General features: G+C 67.8%; 16 protein-coding genes and 1 pseudogene. 9 read left to right on the forward strand and 8 right to left on the reverse strand.

What is annotated here, in order from left to right:
• Positions 1-21: 21 nt before the first annotated feature.
• Entirely contained in the window at positions 22-573 is a 552-nt protein-coding gene (locus ACTMO_RS0119150) for a carboxymuconolactone decarboxylase family protein (protein WP_019856293.1), read from the reverse strand.
• 295 nt (positions 574-868) lie between these two features.
• On the opposite strand from ACTMO_RS0119150, the pseudogene ACTMO_RS24155 reads away from it, so the two are divergent.
• The 3 genes and pseudogenes from ACTMO_RS24155 to ACTMO_RS0119165 form a co-directional block, all read left to right on the forward strand.
• Positions 869-1129 (forward strand): annotated as a pseudogene (locus ACTMO_RS24155) (glutaredoxin domain-containing protein); the annotation flags it as partial.
• A gap of 1037 nt (positions 1130-2166) precedes the next feature.
• On the forward strand, positions 2167-2718 hold the full coding sequence (locus ACTMO_RS21525; RefSeq protein WP_019856295.1) for a DUF302 domain-containing protein: 552 nt from the start codon (positions 2167-2169) through the stop codon (positions 2716-2718).
• Positions 2719-2768: 50 nt separating this feature from the next.
• Positions 2769-3497, forward strand: a complete 729-nt coding sequence (locus ACTMO_RS0119165; RefSeq protein WP_019856296.1) for a hypothetical protein — start codon at positions 2769-2771, stop codon at positions 3495-3497.
• Between the two features lie 76 nt (positions 3498-3573).
• Here the strand turns inward: ACTMO_RS0119165 and ACTMO_RS0119170 are convergent, their stop codons facing one another.
• Complete coding sequence (locus ACTMO_RS0119170) at positions 3574-3822, reverse strand: hypothetical protein (protein WP_157062961.1); 249 nt, start codon at positions 3820-3822, stop codon at positions 3574-3576.
• 401 nt (positions 3823-4223) lie between these two features.
• Between ACTMO_RS0119170 and ACTMO_RS22100 the strand changes: the two genes are divergently transcribed.
• Entirely contained in the window at positions 4224-4901 is a 678-nt protein-coding gene (locus ACTMO_RS22100; RefSeq protein WP_169509086.1) for a Crp/Fnr family transcriptional regulator, read from the forward strand.
• 30 nt (positions 4902-4931) lie between these two features.
• Here the strand turns inward: ACTMO_RS22100 and ACTMO_RS0119180 are convergent, their stop codons facing one another.
• Both ACTMO_RS0119180 and ACTMO_RS0119185 read right to left on the reverse strand, forming a co-directional pair.
• Positions 4932-5681: a Crp/Fnr family transcriptional regulator gene (locus ACTMO_RS0119180; RefSeq protein ID WP_019856299.1), complete on the reverse strand. Its 750-nt coding sequence runs from the start codon at positions 5679-5681 to the stop codon at positions 4932-4934.
• 64 nt (positions 5682-5745) lie between these two features.
• Positions 5746-6303, reverse strand: a complete 558-nt coding sequence (locus ACTMO_RS0119185) for a carboxymuconolactone decarboxylase family protein (protein WP_019856300.1) — start codon at positions 6301-6303, stop codon at positions 5746-5748.
• 244 nt (positions 6304-6547) lie between these two features.
• Here ACTMO_RS0119185 and ACTMO_RS0119190 point away from each other — a divergent pair, with 244 nt between their 5' ends.
• On the forward strand, positions 6548-7297 hold the full coding sequence (locus ACTMO_RS0119190) for a class I SAM-dependent methyltransferase (RefSeq protein WP_019856301.1): 750 nt from the start codon (positions 6548-6550) through the stop codon (positions 7295-7297).
• A 104-nt stretch (positions 7298-7401) separates the two neighbouring features.
• On the opposite strand, the gene ACTMO_RS0119195 is transcribed toward ACTMO_RS0119190, so the two are convergent.
• Complete coding sequence (locus tag ACTMO_RS0119195; protein ID WP_019856302.1) at positions 7402-7791, reverse strand: hypothetical protein; 390 nt, start codon at positions 7789-7791, stop codon at positions 7402-7404.
• 18 nt (positions 7792-7809) lie between these two features.
• On the reverse strand, positions 7810-8865 hold the full coding sequence (locus tag ACTMO_RS0119200) for a hypothetical protein (RefSeq protein WP_019856303.1): 1056 nt from the start codon (positions 8863-8865) through the stop codon (positions 7810-7812).
• Positions 8866-9162: 297 nt separating this feature from the next.
• Here ACTMO_RS0119200 and bla point away from each other — a divergent pair, with 297 nt between their 5' ends.
• Positions 9163-10068: a class A beta-lactamase gene (gene bla / locus ACTMO_RS0119205; RefSeq protein WP_019856305.1), complete on the forward strand. Its 906-nt coding sequence runs from the start codon at positions 9163-9165 to the stop codon at positions 10066-10068.
• A 152-nt stretch (positions 10069-10220) separates the two neighbouring features.
• Here bla and ACTMO_RS0119210 read toward each other — a convergent pair whose 3' ends face one another.
• Positions 10221-11630 (reverse strand): DHA2 family efflux MFS transporter permease subunit, encoded by a 1410-nt coding sequence (locus ACTMO_RS0119210; protein WP_019856306.1) that lies wholly within the window; start codon positions 11628-11630, stop codon positions 10221-10223.
• 96 nt (positions 11631-11726) lie between these two features.
• Between ACTMO_RS0119210 and ACTMO_RS0119215 the strand changes: the two genes are divergently transcribed.
• Together ACTMO_RS0119215 and ACTMO_RS0119220 are read left to right on the forward strand one after the other, a co-directional pair.
• Entirely contained in the window at positions 11727-12233 is a 507-nt protein-coding gene (locus tag ACTMO_RS0119215; RefSeq protein ID WP_019856307.1) for a MarR family winged helix-turn-helix transcriptional regulator, read from the forward strand.
• Positions 12233-12523, forward strand: a complete 291-nt coding sequence (locus tag ACTMO_RS0119220; RefSeq protein WP_019856308.1) for a DUF2218 domain-containing protein — start codon at positions 12233-12235, stop codon at positions 12521-12523. The genes ACTMO_RS0119215 and ACTMO_RS0119220 overlap by 1 nt, the downstream gene beginning before the upstream one ends.
• 72 nt (positions 12524-12595) lie before the next feature.
• On the opposite strand, the gene ACTMO_RS0119225 is transcribed toward ACTMO_RS0119220, so the two are convergent.
• Positions 12596-12919 carry a hypothetical protein gene (locus ACTMO_RS0119225; protein ID WP_342670148.1) on the reverse strand — a complete coding sequence of 108 codons (324 nt, stop codon included), beginning with the start codon at positions 12917-12919 and terminating at the stop codon, positions 12596-12598.
• A 209-nt stretch (positions 12920-13128) separates the two neighbouring features.
• Between ACTMO_RS0119225 and ACTMO_RS0119230 the strand changes: the two genes are divergently transcribed.
• Positions 13129-14496, forward strand: a complete 1368-nt coding sequence (locus ACTMO_RS0119230) for a dihydrolipoyl dehydrogenase family protein (RefSeq protein ID WP_019856310.1) — start codon at positions 13129-13131, stop codon at positions 14494-14496.
• Positions 14497-14514: the final 18 nt, after the last annotated feature.

The following is a 14514-nucleotide window of genomic DNA, read 5'->3' on the forward strand; positions in this document are numbered from 1 at the left end:
CCCGGCGGGCCGGCGGAAGTGCTACCGGGAACCCACCCCCGGTGCCGCGGGGATGTCGAGTTCGGTCCGGGCGTAGTGGTTGAAGTAGTTGGTGAAGATGTTGACCAGCACGTGGGCGAACAGCTCGGTGAGTTCGGTCTCGGACCAGCCCGCCTGACGGGCTCGTTCCCAGGTGCTGTCGTCGACCTCCCCGGCGTCGCGGCTGATGGCGCGGGCCAGGTCGAGCAGGGCGCTCAGTTTCGGGTCGGTGTCGATGCTTCCGTCGCGGATGGCCACCGTGTCCGGCTCGGACCAGCCCGCCGCCTTGGCCCCCTGGGTGTGGGCCGACTGGCAGTAGCCGCAGTCGTTGGTGTTGCCCACCGCCAGGGCGATGGCCTCGCGGGTGGGGGCGTCGAAGGTGCCGTGCTCGGTGATGGCGTCCAGGATCCCGCCGTAGGCGGCCAGCACCACCGGAGAGTGGGCCATCTCGCCGTGGATGTTGAGCACCGTGCCGAACTGGGCTCGCAGCTGTTGGAGGCGCTGTTGGGACTGCTGGGGAGCGTCCTCGACCGAGTGAACCGGGATGCGTGGCATGTTCTCCTCCTTCCTCGCCTCGGACTCCGTGGTGAGCGGGACCGGGCGATCGTGTTCGTCGAAGCGGGAGCGGCTGGTAGCGACCGGAAACCGTCGTTTCCACGCTGGGCCGTGACCGTGGGGCGCGCGGGCACACTCGTTGCCCTCCCCTCACCCGAAGCTAGTCGTTCCGTGGGGGCGGTGCATACCGGCGAGGAAGACCCCATCGTGTCACCACGCTGACAGTTGGGGCCCTGCGCGGCGCGGGACGGAGCTCTACTGGAAGTGACCGTCACCGGATCGAAACGAGGACGCGATGACGACCGAACCGTCCGCCGTCGAGGTGTACTGGCGTCCGGGATGCCCGTTCTGTATGGCCCTGCTCCCGAGGTTGCGCCGCAGCGGAATCACGGTCCGCGAGATCAACATCTGGGAGGACGAAGGGGCCGCCGAGCGGGTGCGTCGAGCCACCGGCGGGGACGAGACCGTCCCGACCGTCCTCGTCGGTGACACCGCACTGGTCAACCCCGGGATGCGGGACGTACGCGCCACCGTGCGCGAGTCCGCACCCCATTTGCTTCGGGAAGGGAACACGGACATGTCCACCACGATGTCCTCGCAACGGACGCTGCTGACCCAGTCCGCCGGTGGTGCGCTGGCCGGTCTGGGTGGCGGTGTCGTCTTCGGGATGATGATGGCGGTGATGGGGACGCTGTCCATGATCGCGGGTCTGGTCGGTTCGGACAGCGCGTTGGTGGGCGGTGTGCTGCACCTGGTCATCTCCGCCTTCTTCGGGGTCGTTTTCGGGTTGCTCACCGGTTCCACGAGAGTGGGGCCGTTGCTCGGTTTCGGCGTGGCCTACGGCGTGGTGCTGTGGGTGGTCGGTGGTTTGGTCCTGCTGCCGGCCGGGTTGGGGATGCCGGTGTTGCAGCTGAGCATGTCCGCCGTGCCGAAACTCCTCGGCCACCTCGTCTTCGGCGTCGTCACAGCGCTGTGCCTGTACTGGTTCCGGCGCAGGGCCGCGCACTGATCCGGTCGCGGAACCCGAACACCACGTCCCCGGGCCGGTTCACCCCTCCTCGGGGACGGTGGTTGTGAGAAACCCGCTGACCGAGGGTGGCCAGTGCTGTCCTCGGTCAGCGGGTTCGGTGCGGGCGGAGTCCACCTCGGTCTCCGTTCGGTCGCCGCGTTCCGCGGGAACGTTTCCGGGAGCAGAGCCGAAATCGGAGAATCATTCGCGGAGGATTTTCTTGGACGTGGCTCCTCCGGGGAACTGGTTCGCACTGATCCGCCGTGTCGTTTCGGGAAAGTGTGCTGTTTCCGTGTCCACGGAAGAGGGAAACGGAACGGAAAACTGTCAGCACCGTGACATTCGGCTGTTTTCGATGCGGCGGTGACTGTGGGATGTACCGGGCGGGCGACGGAGGAGACACCGGCGCGCAAGGAGTATCGCCCGAATCCCACGACACCGCAAGTGACGAAAAGGCCGCAACGGTGTCCACGGGTGGGGGAGTCCGTCGGTTTTTCCCTCCGGAGTGTGCCGCTACCGACGCCGGGACCGTCCCGGTTTCCCGAGAGGAACGTACCGGAAGGAGACACGCGAACGTGCGAGCGATGTTGGCACTACGACGTTTTCCCAAACTGCTCGGTGTGATCAGCACCACGGCAGTGCTGGCTCTGGGAGCGAGCGCGTGCGGCGGCACGGGATCCGAGGGCAACGGGCAGCAAGACCAGTCTGAGCGGACCGTAACGGACTCCGACGGAAACTCCTCCACCACGAAGACCACGCTGACGACGGTGACCTCGGAACAATCGTTCGACGAGACGGTGTCGTCGTTGAAGCGGGCGGTTTCCGACAACGGGATGATGGTGTTGGGTGAGGTGAACCAGGCCGGTGCGTTGCGGGCGACCGGTTTGCAACTGGACGGGGCCCATTCGTTCTTCGTGGGTAATCCGAGTGCGGGTAAGAAGTTCTTCGGTAAGACCGCGGAGATCGGGTCGGTGGTGCCGATGCGGTTCCACGTGTGGGCCGGTGACGACGGGACCGCGCACGTGAGTTACTTCGATCCCAAGCCGTTGTTCACGGCGGTGGATCCGCAGTTGTCCCAGGGCGGCCAGAAGATGTCCACCGCCGCCTCCGAGATCAGCGACGCGGTGCGGGAGTGAGGCTCGGCGTGGCTGGGCTCAGGAGTGGTGCGACGGTCTCTTACGGTGCCGTGGGTGAGTTGCTGGCCACCGGTCTCGTGCTACTGGCGGCGGGAGTCTCCGGTGCCCCGCTGTTCGCCCTGTCGGCCACGGGTAGGTGGCAGTTCCGCACTCTGCTGATCCACGTCGGGGCGCCCGCCGTGGGGGTCGTGTTGGTGCTGCTGGTGCTCGCCGCACTGATGCGGTGGCGGCGCCTCGTTCGGGGCATCCTGGTCGGCGGTGGTGCCGGACTGGTCGCCACGGTGGGACTGGAACTCGTCCGTATCACGGGGTTCCGTGTCTTCGGGTCGATGCCGGGGGATCTGCCGACTCTGATGGGTATGCGGGCGATGGAGCGCATCACCCTGGGACCGAACACCACCTCCACCGTGGTCGGTTATCTCGATCACGCGTGGAACGGAGCGGCTTTCGGGATGGTTTTCGCGCTGCTCGTCGGAAGCTTTCCGTCCCACGTCCGTGGACGGATGTGGTGGGCGACGGGGATCGGAACGGTCTACGGTCTCCTGCTCGCACTCGGATTCGTGGCCGGTCCGGTACCGCGCACCCTGGGAGTCGGCGGCGTCTTCTCCACGGTGAGCCTGCCCGCCTTCCACACCACGGTGTTCCTCGCTCACGCCGTGTTCGGGGCGGTCCTGGCAGCGCTGGTGCTCCGCGGGGGTGTCGAGCCCCTCCGGGAGTGGCTTCGTCGAGCATGGGGCCACCGCCCCGGAACGGATGATCTCGACCGAACCGACCCGTGAGGTTCGATGGTTACCGGTGTGCGGGCGAGGTCGACGGTGGCCGGGATCGCACGATCCCGGCCACCGTCGCGTGGGCTCAGAGGATACCCACGTTGATACCGTCGAAGTCACCGTAGTAGCCGCCACCGTAGTAGCCGTCGCCGTACCACCAGCAGTCGTGATGGTGGTGTCCGTATCCGTACGACGAGACGCCGTAGTCCCCGGAGCGGGCTGTGTTCTGGGTGTCGGCCTCGGCCGAGGCACCGCCGGCGCCCGCCAGCAGCAGTCCGGTGGCCAGAGCTGTTCCTGCCGCGCCCGTGGTGATCTTCCGTAGCATTCCTGACACGATGTCCTCCTGCTGATCCGTTCTTTCGTGGAGATTCTTTCCTTTCGACAACGGCGGAAAAGCGCCGCACGGACAGATTCGGTGGAGGAGTCCGGAGTCGCAACGCTTTTTCCCTCGGACAGGGGGTCACAAAGTGTCGGAAGCGACATTTTCCGAGAATGCGATCAAGTAGTTCGCACGTGGTGGAAAAATGTTTCCGTGATGTGGTAATTCCGTTCGCGCGGCGGAGGTGAAATTTGAATAATATTCATTGTACGTCGTACGTCTGAACATATCGCACGTCGGCGATAGTGTCAGCAAGCCGACACTCCGTGTGTCGGGCCAACGGACTGGGGAACCCCACCAACGACTTCGTCGGATTTCGGGGGAAGTGGATGTGTGACCGTCCCGGAGAACTCACGGTGGGAGAGTGGATCGGACACTGTCTGTCCGAACGGGCCGCGCACCTGTTGACCCCCGAGGACGTGCGTCTGCTCGACGAGCATCTTGTCCCCTCTTCGCTCTACACCGGTCAGCCGGTGTTCCAGCGCGGGTGTTCGACACGGGGCGCCTGGTTCCTCCGCAGCGGTCGGGTCGAACTCACCGAGGGCACGGGAGCGCGACGGCGAGTACTGGCGCTGGTGCGGCCCGGTGAGGTCTTCGGCGACATTCCCCTGATGCTGGCGATACCGGCCCCTTACCGGGCGCGGGCGGCCACCCCGGTGAGTCTCTGGATGCTGCCGGAACGGATCCTGCTGTGGTTGCTGGCCGAGCGCACGAGCCTGGCGCGGCTGTGGCTTTCCTCCCTGGCCGAACGTGTCCTGCACGTACATGGTCATCTGACGGACCTGCGAACGGGGACGCTACGCCAACGCGTGGCACGCCTGCTGCTGCGGGAGTCCCACGGGGATGTCGTAGGAGTCAGCCAGGCCACCCTGGCGTCCCTGGGAGGCTGTCCGCGTTCCTCGATGAACCGCGTGCTGCGTAGCCTGGCGGCTGAAGCGGTCATCTCCCTCGGATACCGGCGGATCACCCTGCTGGACCCGGCCCGACTGGCCGCCATCGCGGAACGGGGAACGCCGGAAGACTCCACCCGATGACGTTTCCGCCGGTGGGCCGAGTCGTTGCTGTCAGGGCACGGCCCGCTTCTCCAGGCCCTCGATGTCACGTAGTTCGATGGCGGCGTAGCCGATGGTGATCAGCTCACGGTGTTCGAAGTCCTTGAGGATCTTGTTCAACGAGGGACGTTGTACCCCGATCATGGCCGCGAGGGTGCGCTGTGGCAGCAGTACCTGGCCTGCCACGGCCTCGTCGAGCAGGAGCCGGGCCACCTGTTGTGGCAGGGAGCGTCCGAGCAGCCCGAGCACCCGCTGTTGGCTGGTGGCCAGTCGTTGGGCGATGCTGGACAGCCAGCGACGGCTGATCGCGGGCCGTTCGGCCAGCAGCCGTTCGAACCCGTCCGTGTCGAGCAGCAGAGCGGTCCCCTCGTCCAGGGCGCGACCGGTGTAGGGGAAGGGCATGTCCAGCAGGTGCTGGATGTCCCCGTCCACGTCCCCCGGGTGCAGCACGTGCACGACCGAACGGCGCCGTCCGGAGCCGGCGGTGAGTTCGATCCGCCCCCGCCGGATGATCCAGACTCCTCGGGAATCGTCCGTACTTCCGAACAGGCGCTCTCCTCGGGCGAAATCCCGGGTCCGCAGGAACCCGGCCAGCGCCGTCACGTCCTGGGAGCCCAGCGGTGACGTGTCCCCCCGGCCGACACAGCGGGCCACCCACGCGGCCTGTCGCAGGGCTGTCTCGTCGGCGTCCCCGGGGCCGAGCAGTCGTATGGCCCGGTGCAGGAAGCCCGACTGGGGAAAATCTGAGGAGGTCACGATCACATGGTGACAGTTCGTGCCGGTCGACGGGTGGTGCCTCCCGGCAACGGGCTTTCGAGGTGCTGTCTCAGTCGGGCGAGTCGTTCAGCACCGAGGCCGTGTAACCGTGTTCGACGATCGTCGTCGCCAGATCCTCGTAGAACCGCTCGTCATCGGGTGTGGCCGCGTTCAACCCGTCGACGTAGCGGTTGAACATGCAGAACGCCGCGGCGATCAGTACCGTGTCGTGAATGTCCCTGTCGTCGGCCCCGGCCCGGCGGGCCTCGGCGACGCGCTGTTCGGTCACGTTCCGCCCGCCTTCGCGGACGTCCTCGGCCAGGTTCAACAGGGCACGCGTTTTCGCGGGCAGCGCGGCCTGGTGCGGATTCGTACATGCGGCTTCGACCACCTCACTGCCGCCCGAGAGCTGGTGGGCCGCGAACGCGCCGTGCGCTTCGGCGCAGAAGGTACAGTCGTTGCCGGAGGAGACGGCGGCGGCGATCAGTTCGCGTTCACCCCGGGACAGTCCGTCCTCGTCCCGCAGCAACGCCTCGGTCAGCTCGACCAGGGCACGGCCCGTGCGGGGGCGGTAGGAAATCAGGCCGAGAATCCCCGGTCGCTCGTTCCGAATGTCGATGTGTGGCATGGTGTGAGCGTACTGCGGTGGTCTCGTGCGTCACAGTCTGGAATATTCCGAAAAACTGAGGCACGAGGAAACGATACTGTCCCGAGGGATTTCTGGGTATATCCCGAAAATATTTGCGCGGCCATTCTGGTGTGGGCGCGGAAATCGTGATGTGTTCGCAGCGTGCGAGTTCCTGGTTCGTATCCCCGCGTCCGTGTCTGAGCGACACGGTTCTCTTCCGGGCCGTCTCGAAAGGGGTTCACTCATGGACGAGGGAGACTGGCGCGGGTATCTGTCCGCCTTCCACGAGGAGCGCCCCGGTGTCACCGAGCGGGTACTCGCCCGCTGCGCGGGGGATCCCTACGGATGGTTGACCGAGCCGCTGGAGACCACCACGGGATGGATCGTGGACCTGGCCTGCGGCTCTGCCCCCACCAGGGACCGGCTGGCCGGACACCGGTGGGTGGGAGTGGACGGCAGTGCCGGTGAGCTGGCGGTGGCCGCCGCGAGGGGGCGCGGTCCGCTCGTCCGTGCCGACGCGGAGGCGTTGCCGTTGGCCGCCGGTTCCGCCGAGGCGGTCTGTGCGGCGATGTCCTTACAACTGCTCACCCCGTTGGACGAGGTGTTGACGCGGGTTCGTCGGGTGCTGCGTGCCGACGGGATCCTCGCGGCGCTGGTTCCCGCCCGGCTCGGGTTCGACCCGCGTGGTCTGCTGACCTGGGTGCGTGTGCTGCGTGCCCTGGGGGTCCGTGGCCAGTCCTGGCCCAACCCGGGGGCCTGTGACGGTATCGGTGGACTGTTGACCGCGCGGGGATTCCGGGTGCTGTCCAGTCGGCGCCGGGTGTTCGGGTTCCCGGTGGACTCGGCTGAGGCGCTGGGGACGCTGCTCGACGGCCTCTACCTGCCCGAGACGAGCCCGGAGCGGATCGCCGCCGCGCGGGAGTCCCTGCGGGGGTGGGCGCGGCCGGGCCGGAGGCTGCCGATCCCGCTGCGGCGGGTGCTCGCCCGACCGTAGGGGCCGGTCGACGAGGCGCCCTCGACCCGTTTCCGGCGTGCCCTCCGAGGGCTCTTCCCGAAGAGCCGCGGCGCCCGCCGTCGCGCGGGCCCCGCGGCCGGGACTCACTCCCGCGTGTCGGAGTCCCGTTCGTCCCGGCTGAGGTTCTCCGGGGCCTTCCGCGTCGTCCGGTGGGCTTCGTGCATGACCGGTGCGGCGGCCTCCACGGTCGAGGCCGGGTCGGAGGCGTAGGTGTTCTGCTGTCCGGCGGCCTGGTGGGTGATGCCGGTCAGCGTGGTGACCAGGCCGAGCACGCTTCGTGCCTCCGGGGAGGTCTCCCGCACGATCTTGGGGTCCCGCGGCTCCCCGGTGTCCTCCGGGGGCTGCTGGTGCATCGGGTCGTGCTGGGGCACGCACGCCGAGCGCAGCGGGATGTGGTCGGCGAGTTCCTGTTCGGTGCTCGTTCCGGACTGGGAGGTCTGTTGGGCGGTGCCGAAGATGTTCTGAAAGACCATTGTCGTCCTCGCGGGGTGTCAGGCTCGGCCCAGGTTGTGCGGCCGTTTCTCGTTCAGTTGTTCGGCGGCGGGGGCGATGCGTTCGGGGGCGAAGGCCGTGTGTTCCACGTCGAGGGCCGAGACCGTCTCCGCGATGCCCTTCGGCCGGTACTGTTCGCCGCGCTCGACCAGGCCGAGCAGCCGGATGTCGCGGGCGACGACCTCGGCGCCCTCGGGTTCGAAGTCCTGGAGGGTGAGTTCCCGGACCGGGGCCCGATCGGGGTAGTGCAGGGCGACGTAACCCGCGAAGGTGACGGGAAGTTCATAGGTATATTGCTTCACCTGTCGCCGCTGGGTGGCCAGTGTTTCCACGCGCTGTCCGCCCGGGATGTCGCCGGAGATGGTGGAGCGCGAGCTCCACGAGGTGGTGAGCGAGCCGCTGACCGAGGCGGTGATGCCGAGCATCAGCTGGGCGAACAGCTCCGAGGTTCCCCTGGCCGCTCCGATCGCGGTGTCCGTGGTGGTGTTGGTGGTCGCCTGTTCCGTGCGGTCCTGGGTTTCCGAGCCCTGGTTCTCGGGGTGCTGGTGGTTGATGTCGGTGTGCGAGGTGGTGTTCCGCACGCTGTTCTGCAGGCTCTTCTGGATCTGCGTTTCCAGTTCCGCGCTGGTGCGGGCTCCGAAGGTGAGTTGTGCCGTCCCCTCGACGGACCAGCTGATCGTGTTCGAGATGGAGAACTCGACGGTGTCCTCGAAGTGGCGGGCCACCCCTTCGGCGCGGTTCACGTAGGCGCGGGTGGACAGCACGTCCGGGGGAGGCTGGGTGATGTCACCGCGCTCCTCCACCAGGGGCGCGCCGATGTTCATGTAGGCCATCCAGCCGCGATCGGCCGCCGTGGGTCCGGAGAACTCCCCGAAGGTCGTTTCGTTGACGGACAGCCCGGTCGGTGACTGTCCGTTGTGCTTCAGTTCGTCCCTTTTCAGGATGTCGCGGACGGTTTCTTCGGTGATTCCCAGTTCGGCCAGATTCTGTGGTGTTATCAGGTGGCGTTTGACGGTGTCGACATCATAGGCCGGGGCACTCGCCGGTACTGTCATCGTCGTGGATCTGCCTTCGGGGGAACGGGACACGTTCCGGTGTGTGGGGAACGTGTCGTGTTGTTTTTCGTCGATTCGGTGTCCCGCTCGGGGAGCCAGACGCCACTGATTATGAATATCTTTCTCGATCGCGCCAACGACATCATGATCATGTCACTCTTTCGAGTGATCCAGTGGTGGTCACTCTGCGCCGAAAGCGCCGATCACTCGTGGCAGCCGAGCAACCCGCTTGGACTCGCCCGACGTGGTCGGAGCGGGATCGTCGGTCGGCGTGTGTGAACGAGCAGGAACGGAGACATGATGCGAGACTTCCTCAGAACCGCTTCGGTGTTGCTGGCGTTGCTGGCACTGGTGGGATGCGCACCGCAGGCCGCCCCTCGGGATCCCGGAACACGGCCCACCACGGCGCGACGGTCGGAAAACACCGTGCGGGCCGAGTTCACGCGTCTGGAGCAGCGTTTCGGGGCGCGGCTCGGTGTTCACGCGCTCGACACCGGCAGCGGGGAGGTGGTCACGCACCGCGCCGACGAACGCTGGGCTTTCTGCTCCACGATGAAGACGTTCACGGCCGCCGCCGTGCTGCGCCGCAACACCGTCGAGGACCTCGACCGGAGGATCACCTACACCCGCGCGGAGCTCGTGCCGTACTCACCGGTGACCGAGAAGCACGTCGACAGCGGCATGACGCTGCGCGAGACCCTGCGGGCCGCGCTGCGCGTCAGCGACAACACCGCGCAGAACCTGCTGCTGCGCGAGCTCGGCGGCCCGGAGGGCCTGCGACGGGAACTGCGCGAACTCGGCGACACCACCTCGCACGTCGACCGCTACGAGCCCGAGCTGAACGAGACCGCACCGGGGGACGTCCGGGACACCAGCACCCCGCGTGCCCTGGCCGCGAACCTGCGTGAGGTCGTGCTCGGGGACGCGCTCGCACCGGAGAAGCGGAAGATCCTGCGTGGTGCGATGCGGAACCCACCGCTGACCGAGGAGCTCGTCCAGGCCGGAACGCCCGAGGGCTGGGAGATCGAGGACAAGTCCGGCGCGGGAAACCACGCCACCCGCAACGACATCGCGGTCCTCTATCCGCCGCAGCGCGCCCCGATCGTGCTCGTGGTGATGACGAGCAAGTCCGAGCGGGACGCCGAGTACGACAACGCCCTCGTCGCCGAGGCCACGCGGACCACCCTGTCCATACTGGAATGATCGTCGGCGGGTTGGTGCCGGGTATCGGACGGCCTCGATGTCAGGGCGGAGGATCTCGACTTCACGATCGGTGAGACGCCGGTTCCTCGATCCGTACCCACTCGTTTCCGCACACCTTCTCGGGGCGAGGCGCTGATGGGCGCGAGTGTTGTTCATCCTTCGCTCCGTCCGGGAAGCCACAGTGCGGACAGTGCCGTGAGTACCGTCGTGGCGGTCAGCCACCAGAACGTCACCTGGAAGTCGTCGAGCGGCGAGGTCGGGGTGGACGCGCCGTGCTGCCAGGCGAGGATGGTGGTCATCGCGGCGGCACCGACGGCGGAGCCGAGTTGCAGCAGGATGCGTCCAAGACTGCTGGCATGTGCGATCGACTCGCGAGGTACGTGGCGATAGGCAGAGCCCATGACCGTCACAGTGACGATGCCGATACCGGCGCCACGGAGAACGAGCGCGGCCGCCAACCAGACGTGCGCGCTCGGATCGACCACGGCGAACGGCACTGTGCCGATACTGGCGGCGGTCAGTCCCACCAGCACGATGCCGCGGGCTCCTACTCGGTCGGTGACGCGTCCTGCGGCCGAGCGTGCCAGCAGCGCACCCATGCCTTGGAGGGCGAGGACTCCCCCCGCGCCCAACACCGAATAGTCGGCGATTTGTTGGTAGTACAACGGCAGCAGGAGCAGACCACCGTAGAAGACGATGCCGGACAGCAGCATCGCTGCTGTGGCCCCACTGAAGCTGGGGAGGGCGAACAGGCGCACGTTGGCGACCGGTTCGTGCCGAGTGCGCAGCGCGTGAGTGGTGAAGGCGACCAGTAATCCCACTCCGCTCAGGGCGGAGACAACGAACGGCCAGTGCTTCAGCGCCTCGGGACTGGTGACCCTGGACAGGGCGTAGACGAGCGCCACGAGTCCCCCGGTGAGCAGCACCAGTCCGGTGAGATCCAGGCGACTGTCCGGTTCGGATACGGTCGGTGGAACACCTTTGACAGTCAGGACCAGGGCGAGCAGGCACACCGGAATGTTGATGAGAAACACCCAGTGCCAACTGGCTCCGTTCATGATGGCTCCGCCGATAACGGGACCGAGTACGGGAGCGATGACAGTGGGCAGGCCGACAGCGGCCATGGCCCGGCGGGCCTTCTGCTGGCCGGCTGAGGTGATCAGCAGGGTTTGTAACACGGGCATGGACGTGCCGCCGCCGAGTCCTTGCAACACCCGGAAGGCGATCATACTTCCCGCGTTGGGTGCGAGCCCGCACAACGCGGATCCGACCAGGAACAAGCCCAACGAGGCCAGCCACATCCGCTTGCCCCCGAAGCGTTTGATGGCCCACGCGCTCAGTGGGATGGCGATGGCCGTGGCCATGGCGTAGGCGGTGACCACCCATTGCATGGTCGCCACCGGTGTGTCGAAAACATCGGACAGTCGGTCCAGGGCCACGTTGATGATGGTGGTGTCCAGCAACGGTAGGACGGCGCCGGCCAGGAGCACCACGACGAGTCGCCGTGTACGGCTGTCGAGTTTCGTCGAGGTCTCGGTGGTGTCGGCTGTCTGCTGTGTCATGAGATTGCCACTCCTCCAATGCGTGCGTCTTGCACGCATTGGAGACTACACCAAAATCCGTGCGGGATGCACGGATTTTGGTGTAGGGTGGGTGCTGTGAACGATGAGCTGGGACGACGGTGCGAGACCGCACTCGGTGAACTGCTCCAGCGCCGTATGCGGGTCAATCTCTACGAGGAGCTGGTCGCCGGGGTGGGGCGTGGAGTGGACATCACCTCGTACCCGATCCTGTCCGGTCTGGCGCGGCTGGGTCCGGTTACGGCGGGAACGCTGGGAGCCGAGGTCGGACTCGACCGTTCCGGCGTGAGTCGCCACGCGACCCGGTTGGAGGAGGGCGGACTGATCGTCCGACGACCGGATCCGGATGACGCCCGCAACACGCTGCTGATACTCACCGACGACGGTGAACGCATCATCGCTGTACTGCGTGAACGCCTCGCCGGGATGTTCGATCAGCAGCTGCGCAGCTGGCCCCGGGAACAGGCCGAGCAGTTCGTGGCCGGACTCGAACGGTTCGTTCGGGAGAACCACGATCGTTCCTTCGCCGACATCGCTCCCGGCGCGGACACGCCGCTTACCCCTATGGACCAGGAGAGATCCTGATGCAGGCACACGCCGAGGTCAACACCGACCGCGCCCACCGCTACCTCAAACAACTCGTCTCACACCCGGGGCGTCACTGCTCGGTGGAGGAAGGGGATGGGCAAACCCGCATCACGCTTCCGCCCGACCACGGTACGGGCAGGTGTGTGTTCCGGCCACGAGTGGACGGGCTGACCATCGCCGCCGAAGCCGACAACGACGAGGATCTCGCACACCTTCAGCACGTCATCGCCAGTCACCTGGAACGTTTCGGGCAACGCGACGGGCTCAGCATCACGTGGCTGGCATGACGCGCTGGGCACACGGCTCTTTTCGCCGACGCCTCGGAGTCCGCTCCGGCCGAGTGGGACGGTCGCGGACTCCTACGCCAGGGTGCCCAGCCAGGTGGTCAGCGCGTACAGCCCCACGTAGGTGGCCACGGCGATCAGTAGGGTCCCGGCCAGTCGTCGGCGCCAGCGGCGCACTCCCGCGAGGTCGCAGTGGTCGCGCCGTCGGAGGGCGATCCACACCAGCAGGGCCATGACCGCCAGTCCGGCCAGCCGGAACCACCAGGCGTAGTTGCCGTAGAGGTCGGTGGCCCAGGCGAACGCGGTGCCCGCGCCGACCACACCCAGTAGGGCCAGCATCGCCGGGCCCACGCAGCACAGGATGCCGACGAGCCCGCCGGTGAGGCCGATCCGCCACATCGGCAGCCGTGCCGTGTCGGAGCCGCCGCGTTCGGATGTTCGTTGGTCGGGTGTCACGAGCACCTCCGGGATGGTTCTTTCCGCGTGGCCCCGCCGTCGTACCGGGACACCGGGTCAGCTAACCCGCTGCCGGGCGGAACGCGCACGCGAAGTGTCAGCGGGCGGACAACCGAGACGACATCCGGGCCGGAACGTGGTTGGCTGCTCCCATGACCGACTGGGACGTGCTGGTACTCGGAGGGGGAGCGGCCGGACTGGCCGCCGCGGAGACCGCCCGACGGGGCGGAAGCCGGGTGCTGCTGGTCACCGAGGGCCCGCCCGGCGGGGACTGCACGTTCACCGGCTGCGTGCCGTCGAAGACGCTGATCGAGGCGGCTGAGGCGGGACTGTCCTTCCCCGTGGCGACGGAGCGGGCGCGGGCGACGGTGCGCCGAGTGGCGGGCACGGAGGACGAGCGGGTGCTGCGGGAGCGGGGGATCCACGTCGTGCGGGGGAGGGCGCGTTTCCGCGCCGCGCGGACCGTCGAGGTGGACGGGCGCCGGTTCACCGCCGGGCGGGTCGTGCTGGCCACCGGCTCCCGTCCCGCCGTCCCGGACATCCCCGGGTTGGAGGAGGTCCCGTACCTCACCACGGACACCCTGTTCGAGCTGACCGACGAACCCGCCTCGCTGCTCGTGCTGGGGGGCGGCGCGGTCGGCTGCGAACTCGCCCAGGCCCTCAACCGCCTGGGCATCGGTGTCACGGTGCTGGAGGGGGCCTCGCGACTGCTTCCCGCGATGGACCCGGAGGCCTCCGCCGTGCTGACGCGACAACTGCTCGCCGAGGGAGTCCGGGTGCGCACGGGAACCCCGGCGCGGGCCGTGCGCGCGGCGGACGGGAAGGTGCTGGTGGACCTCGCCGACGGGGAGACGGCACGGGCCGAACGGCTGCTGGTGGCCACCGGACGGCGACCGGACACCGAGGGGCTCGGTCTGGACACCGTGGGGCTGCGGACCGACGGGAAAGGGCACGTGCTCGTCGACCGGCACATGGACACCGGGGTGGCTGGGCTCTCCGCCGCCGGGGACGTCACCGGGCTGTTCGGCCACACCCACGGGGCCTACGCGATGGGACGGGTGGCCGTGCTGGCCGGGGCGCGACGGATGCGGCGGCCCACGTTCGACCCCGCCACGGCCCCGACGGTCGTGTTCACCTCCCCGGAGGTGGCCACGGTCGGCGTGGGCGAGCACGAACTCGGCCACCACAGCGGCGCCCGACTCGCCCACCTGCCGATGAGCGAGGTGGACCGCGCGGTGACCGCGGGGGCCGAGGAGGGGTTCGTCAAGCTGCTCGCCGGGCCGCGCCGGGTGGTCGGACGTCTCGGCGGCGGTCGGGTGCTGGGGGCGAGCATCGTGGCCGAACGTGCCGGGGAGATGATCCACGAACCGGCTCTGGCGCTGCGCACCGGCATGTTCGCCGGTCGGCTCGCCCAGACGGTGCACGCCTATCCGAGCTGGTCGATGGCGGTGCAGCAGGCCGCCGCGCAGTTCGTCGGCGGCCACGGCGGTCGCACGGCCCGCCCCGTGGGTGGAGGCTGAACCCGAACGACCGAAGTG

It is taken from the genome of Actinopolyspora mortivallis DSM 44261, assembly GCF_000384035.1.
GTDB classification, from domain to species: Bacteria; Actinomycetota; Actinomycetes; order Mycobacteriales; family Pseudonocardiaceae; genus Actinopolyspora; species Actinopolyspora mortivallis.

Excerpts from the sequence above, each read along its gene's own strand:
- ACTMO_RS0119150 (WP_019856293.1), bottom strand. The coding sequence starts at position 573 with ATGCCACGCATCCCGGTTCACTCGGTCGAGGACGCTCCCCAGCAGTCC.
- ACTMO_RS21525 (WP_019856295.1), top strand. The coding sequence starts at position 2,167 with ATGTTGGCACTACGACGTTTTCCCAAACTGCTCGGTGTGATCAGCACC.
- ACTMO_RS0119185 (WP_019856300.1), bottom strand. The coding sequence starts at position 6,303 with ATGCCACACATCGACATTCGGAACGAGCGACCGGGGATTCTCGGCCTG.
- ACTMO_RS0119190 (WP_019856301.1), top strand. The coding sequence starts at position 6,548 with ATGGACGAGGGAGACTGGCGCGGGTATCTGTCCGCCTTCCACGAGGAG.
- ACTMO_RS0119195 (WP_019856302.1), bottom strand. The coding sequence starts at position 7,791 with ATGGTCTTTCAGAACATCTTCGGCACCGCCCAACAGACCTCCCAGTCC.
- ACTMO_RS0119200 (WP_019856303.1), bottom strand. The coding sequence starts at position 8,865 with ATGACAGTACCGGCGAGTGCCCCGGCCTATGATGTCGACACCGTCAAA.
- bla (WP_019856305.1), top strand. The coding sequence starts at position 9,163 with ATGATGCGAGACTTCCTCAGAACCGCTTCGGTGTTGCTGGCGTTGCTG.
- ACTMO_RS0119210 (WP_019856306.1), bottom strand. The coding sequence starts at position 11,630 with ATGACACAGCAGACAGCCGACACCACCGAGACCTCGACGAAACTCGAC.
- ACTMO_RS0119220 (WP_019856308.1), top strand. The coding sequence starts at position 12,233 with ATGCAGGCACACGCCGAGGTCAACACCGACCGCGCCCACCGCTACCTC.
- ACTMO_RS0119225 (WP_342670148.1), bottom strand. The coding sequence starts at position 12,919 with ATGTGGCGGATCGGCCTCACCGGCGGGCTCGTCGGCATCCTGTGCTGC.
- ACTMO_RS0119230 (WP_019856310.1), top strand. The coding sequence starts at position 13,129 with ATGACCGACTGGGACGTGCTGGTACTCGGAGGGGGAGCGGCCGGACTG.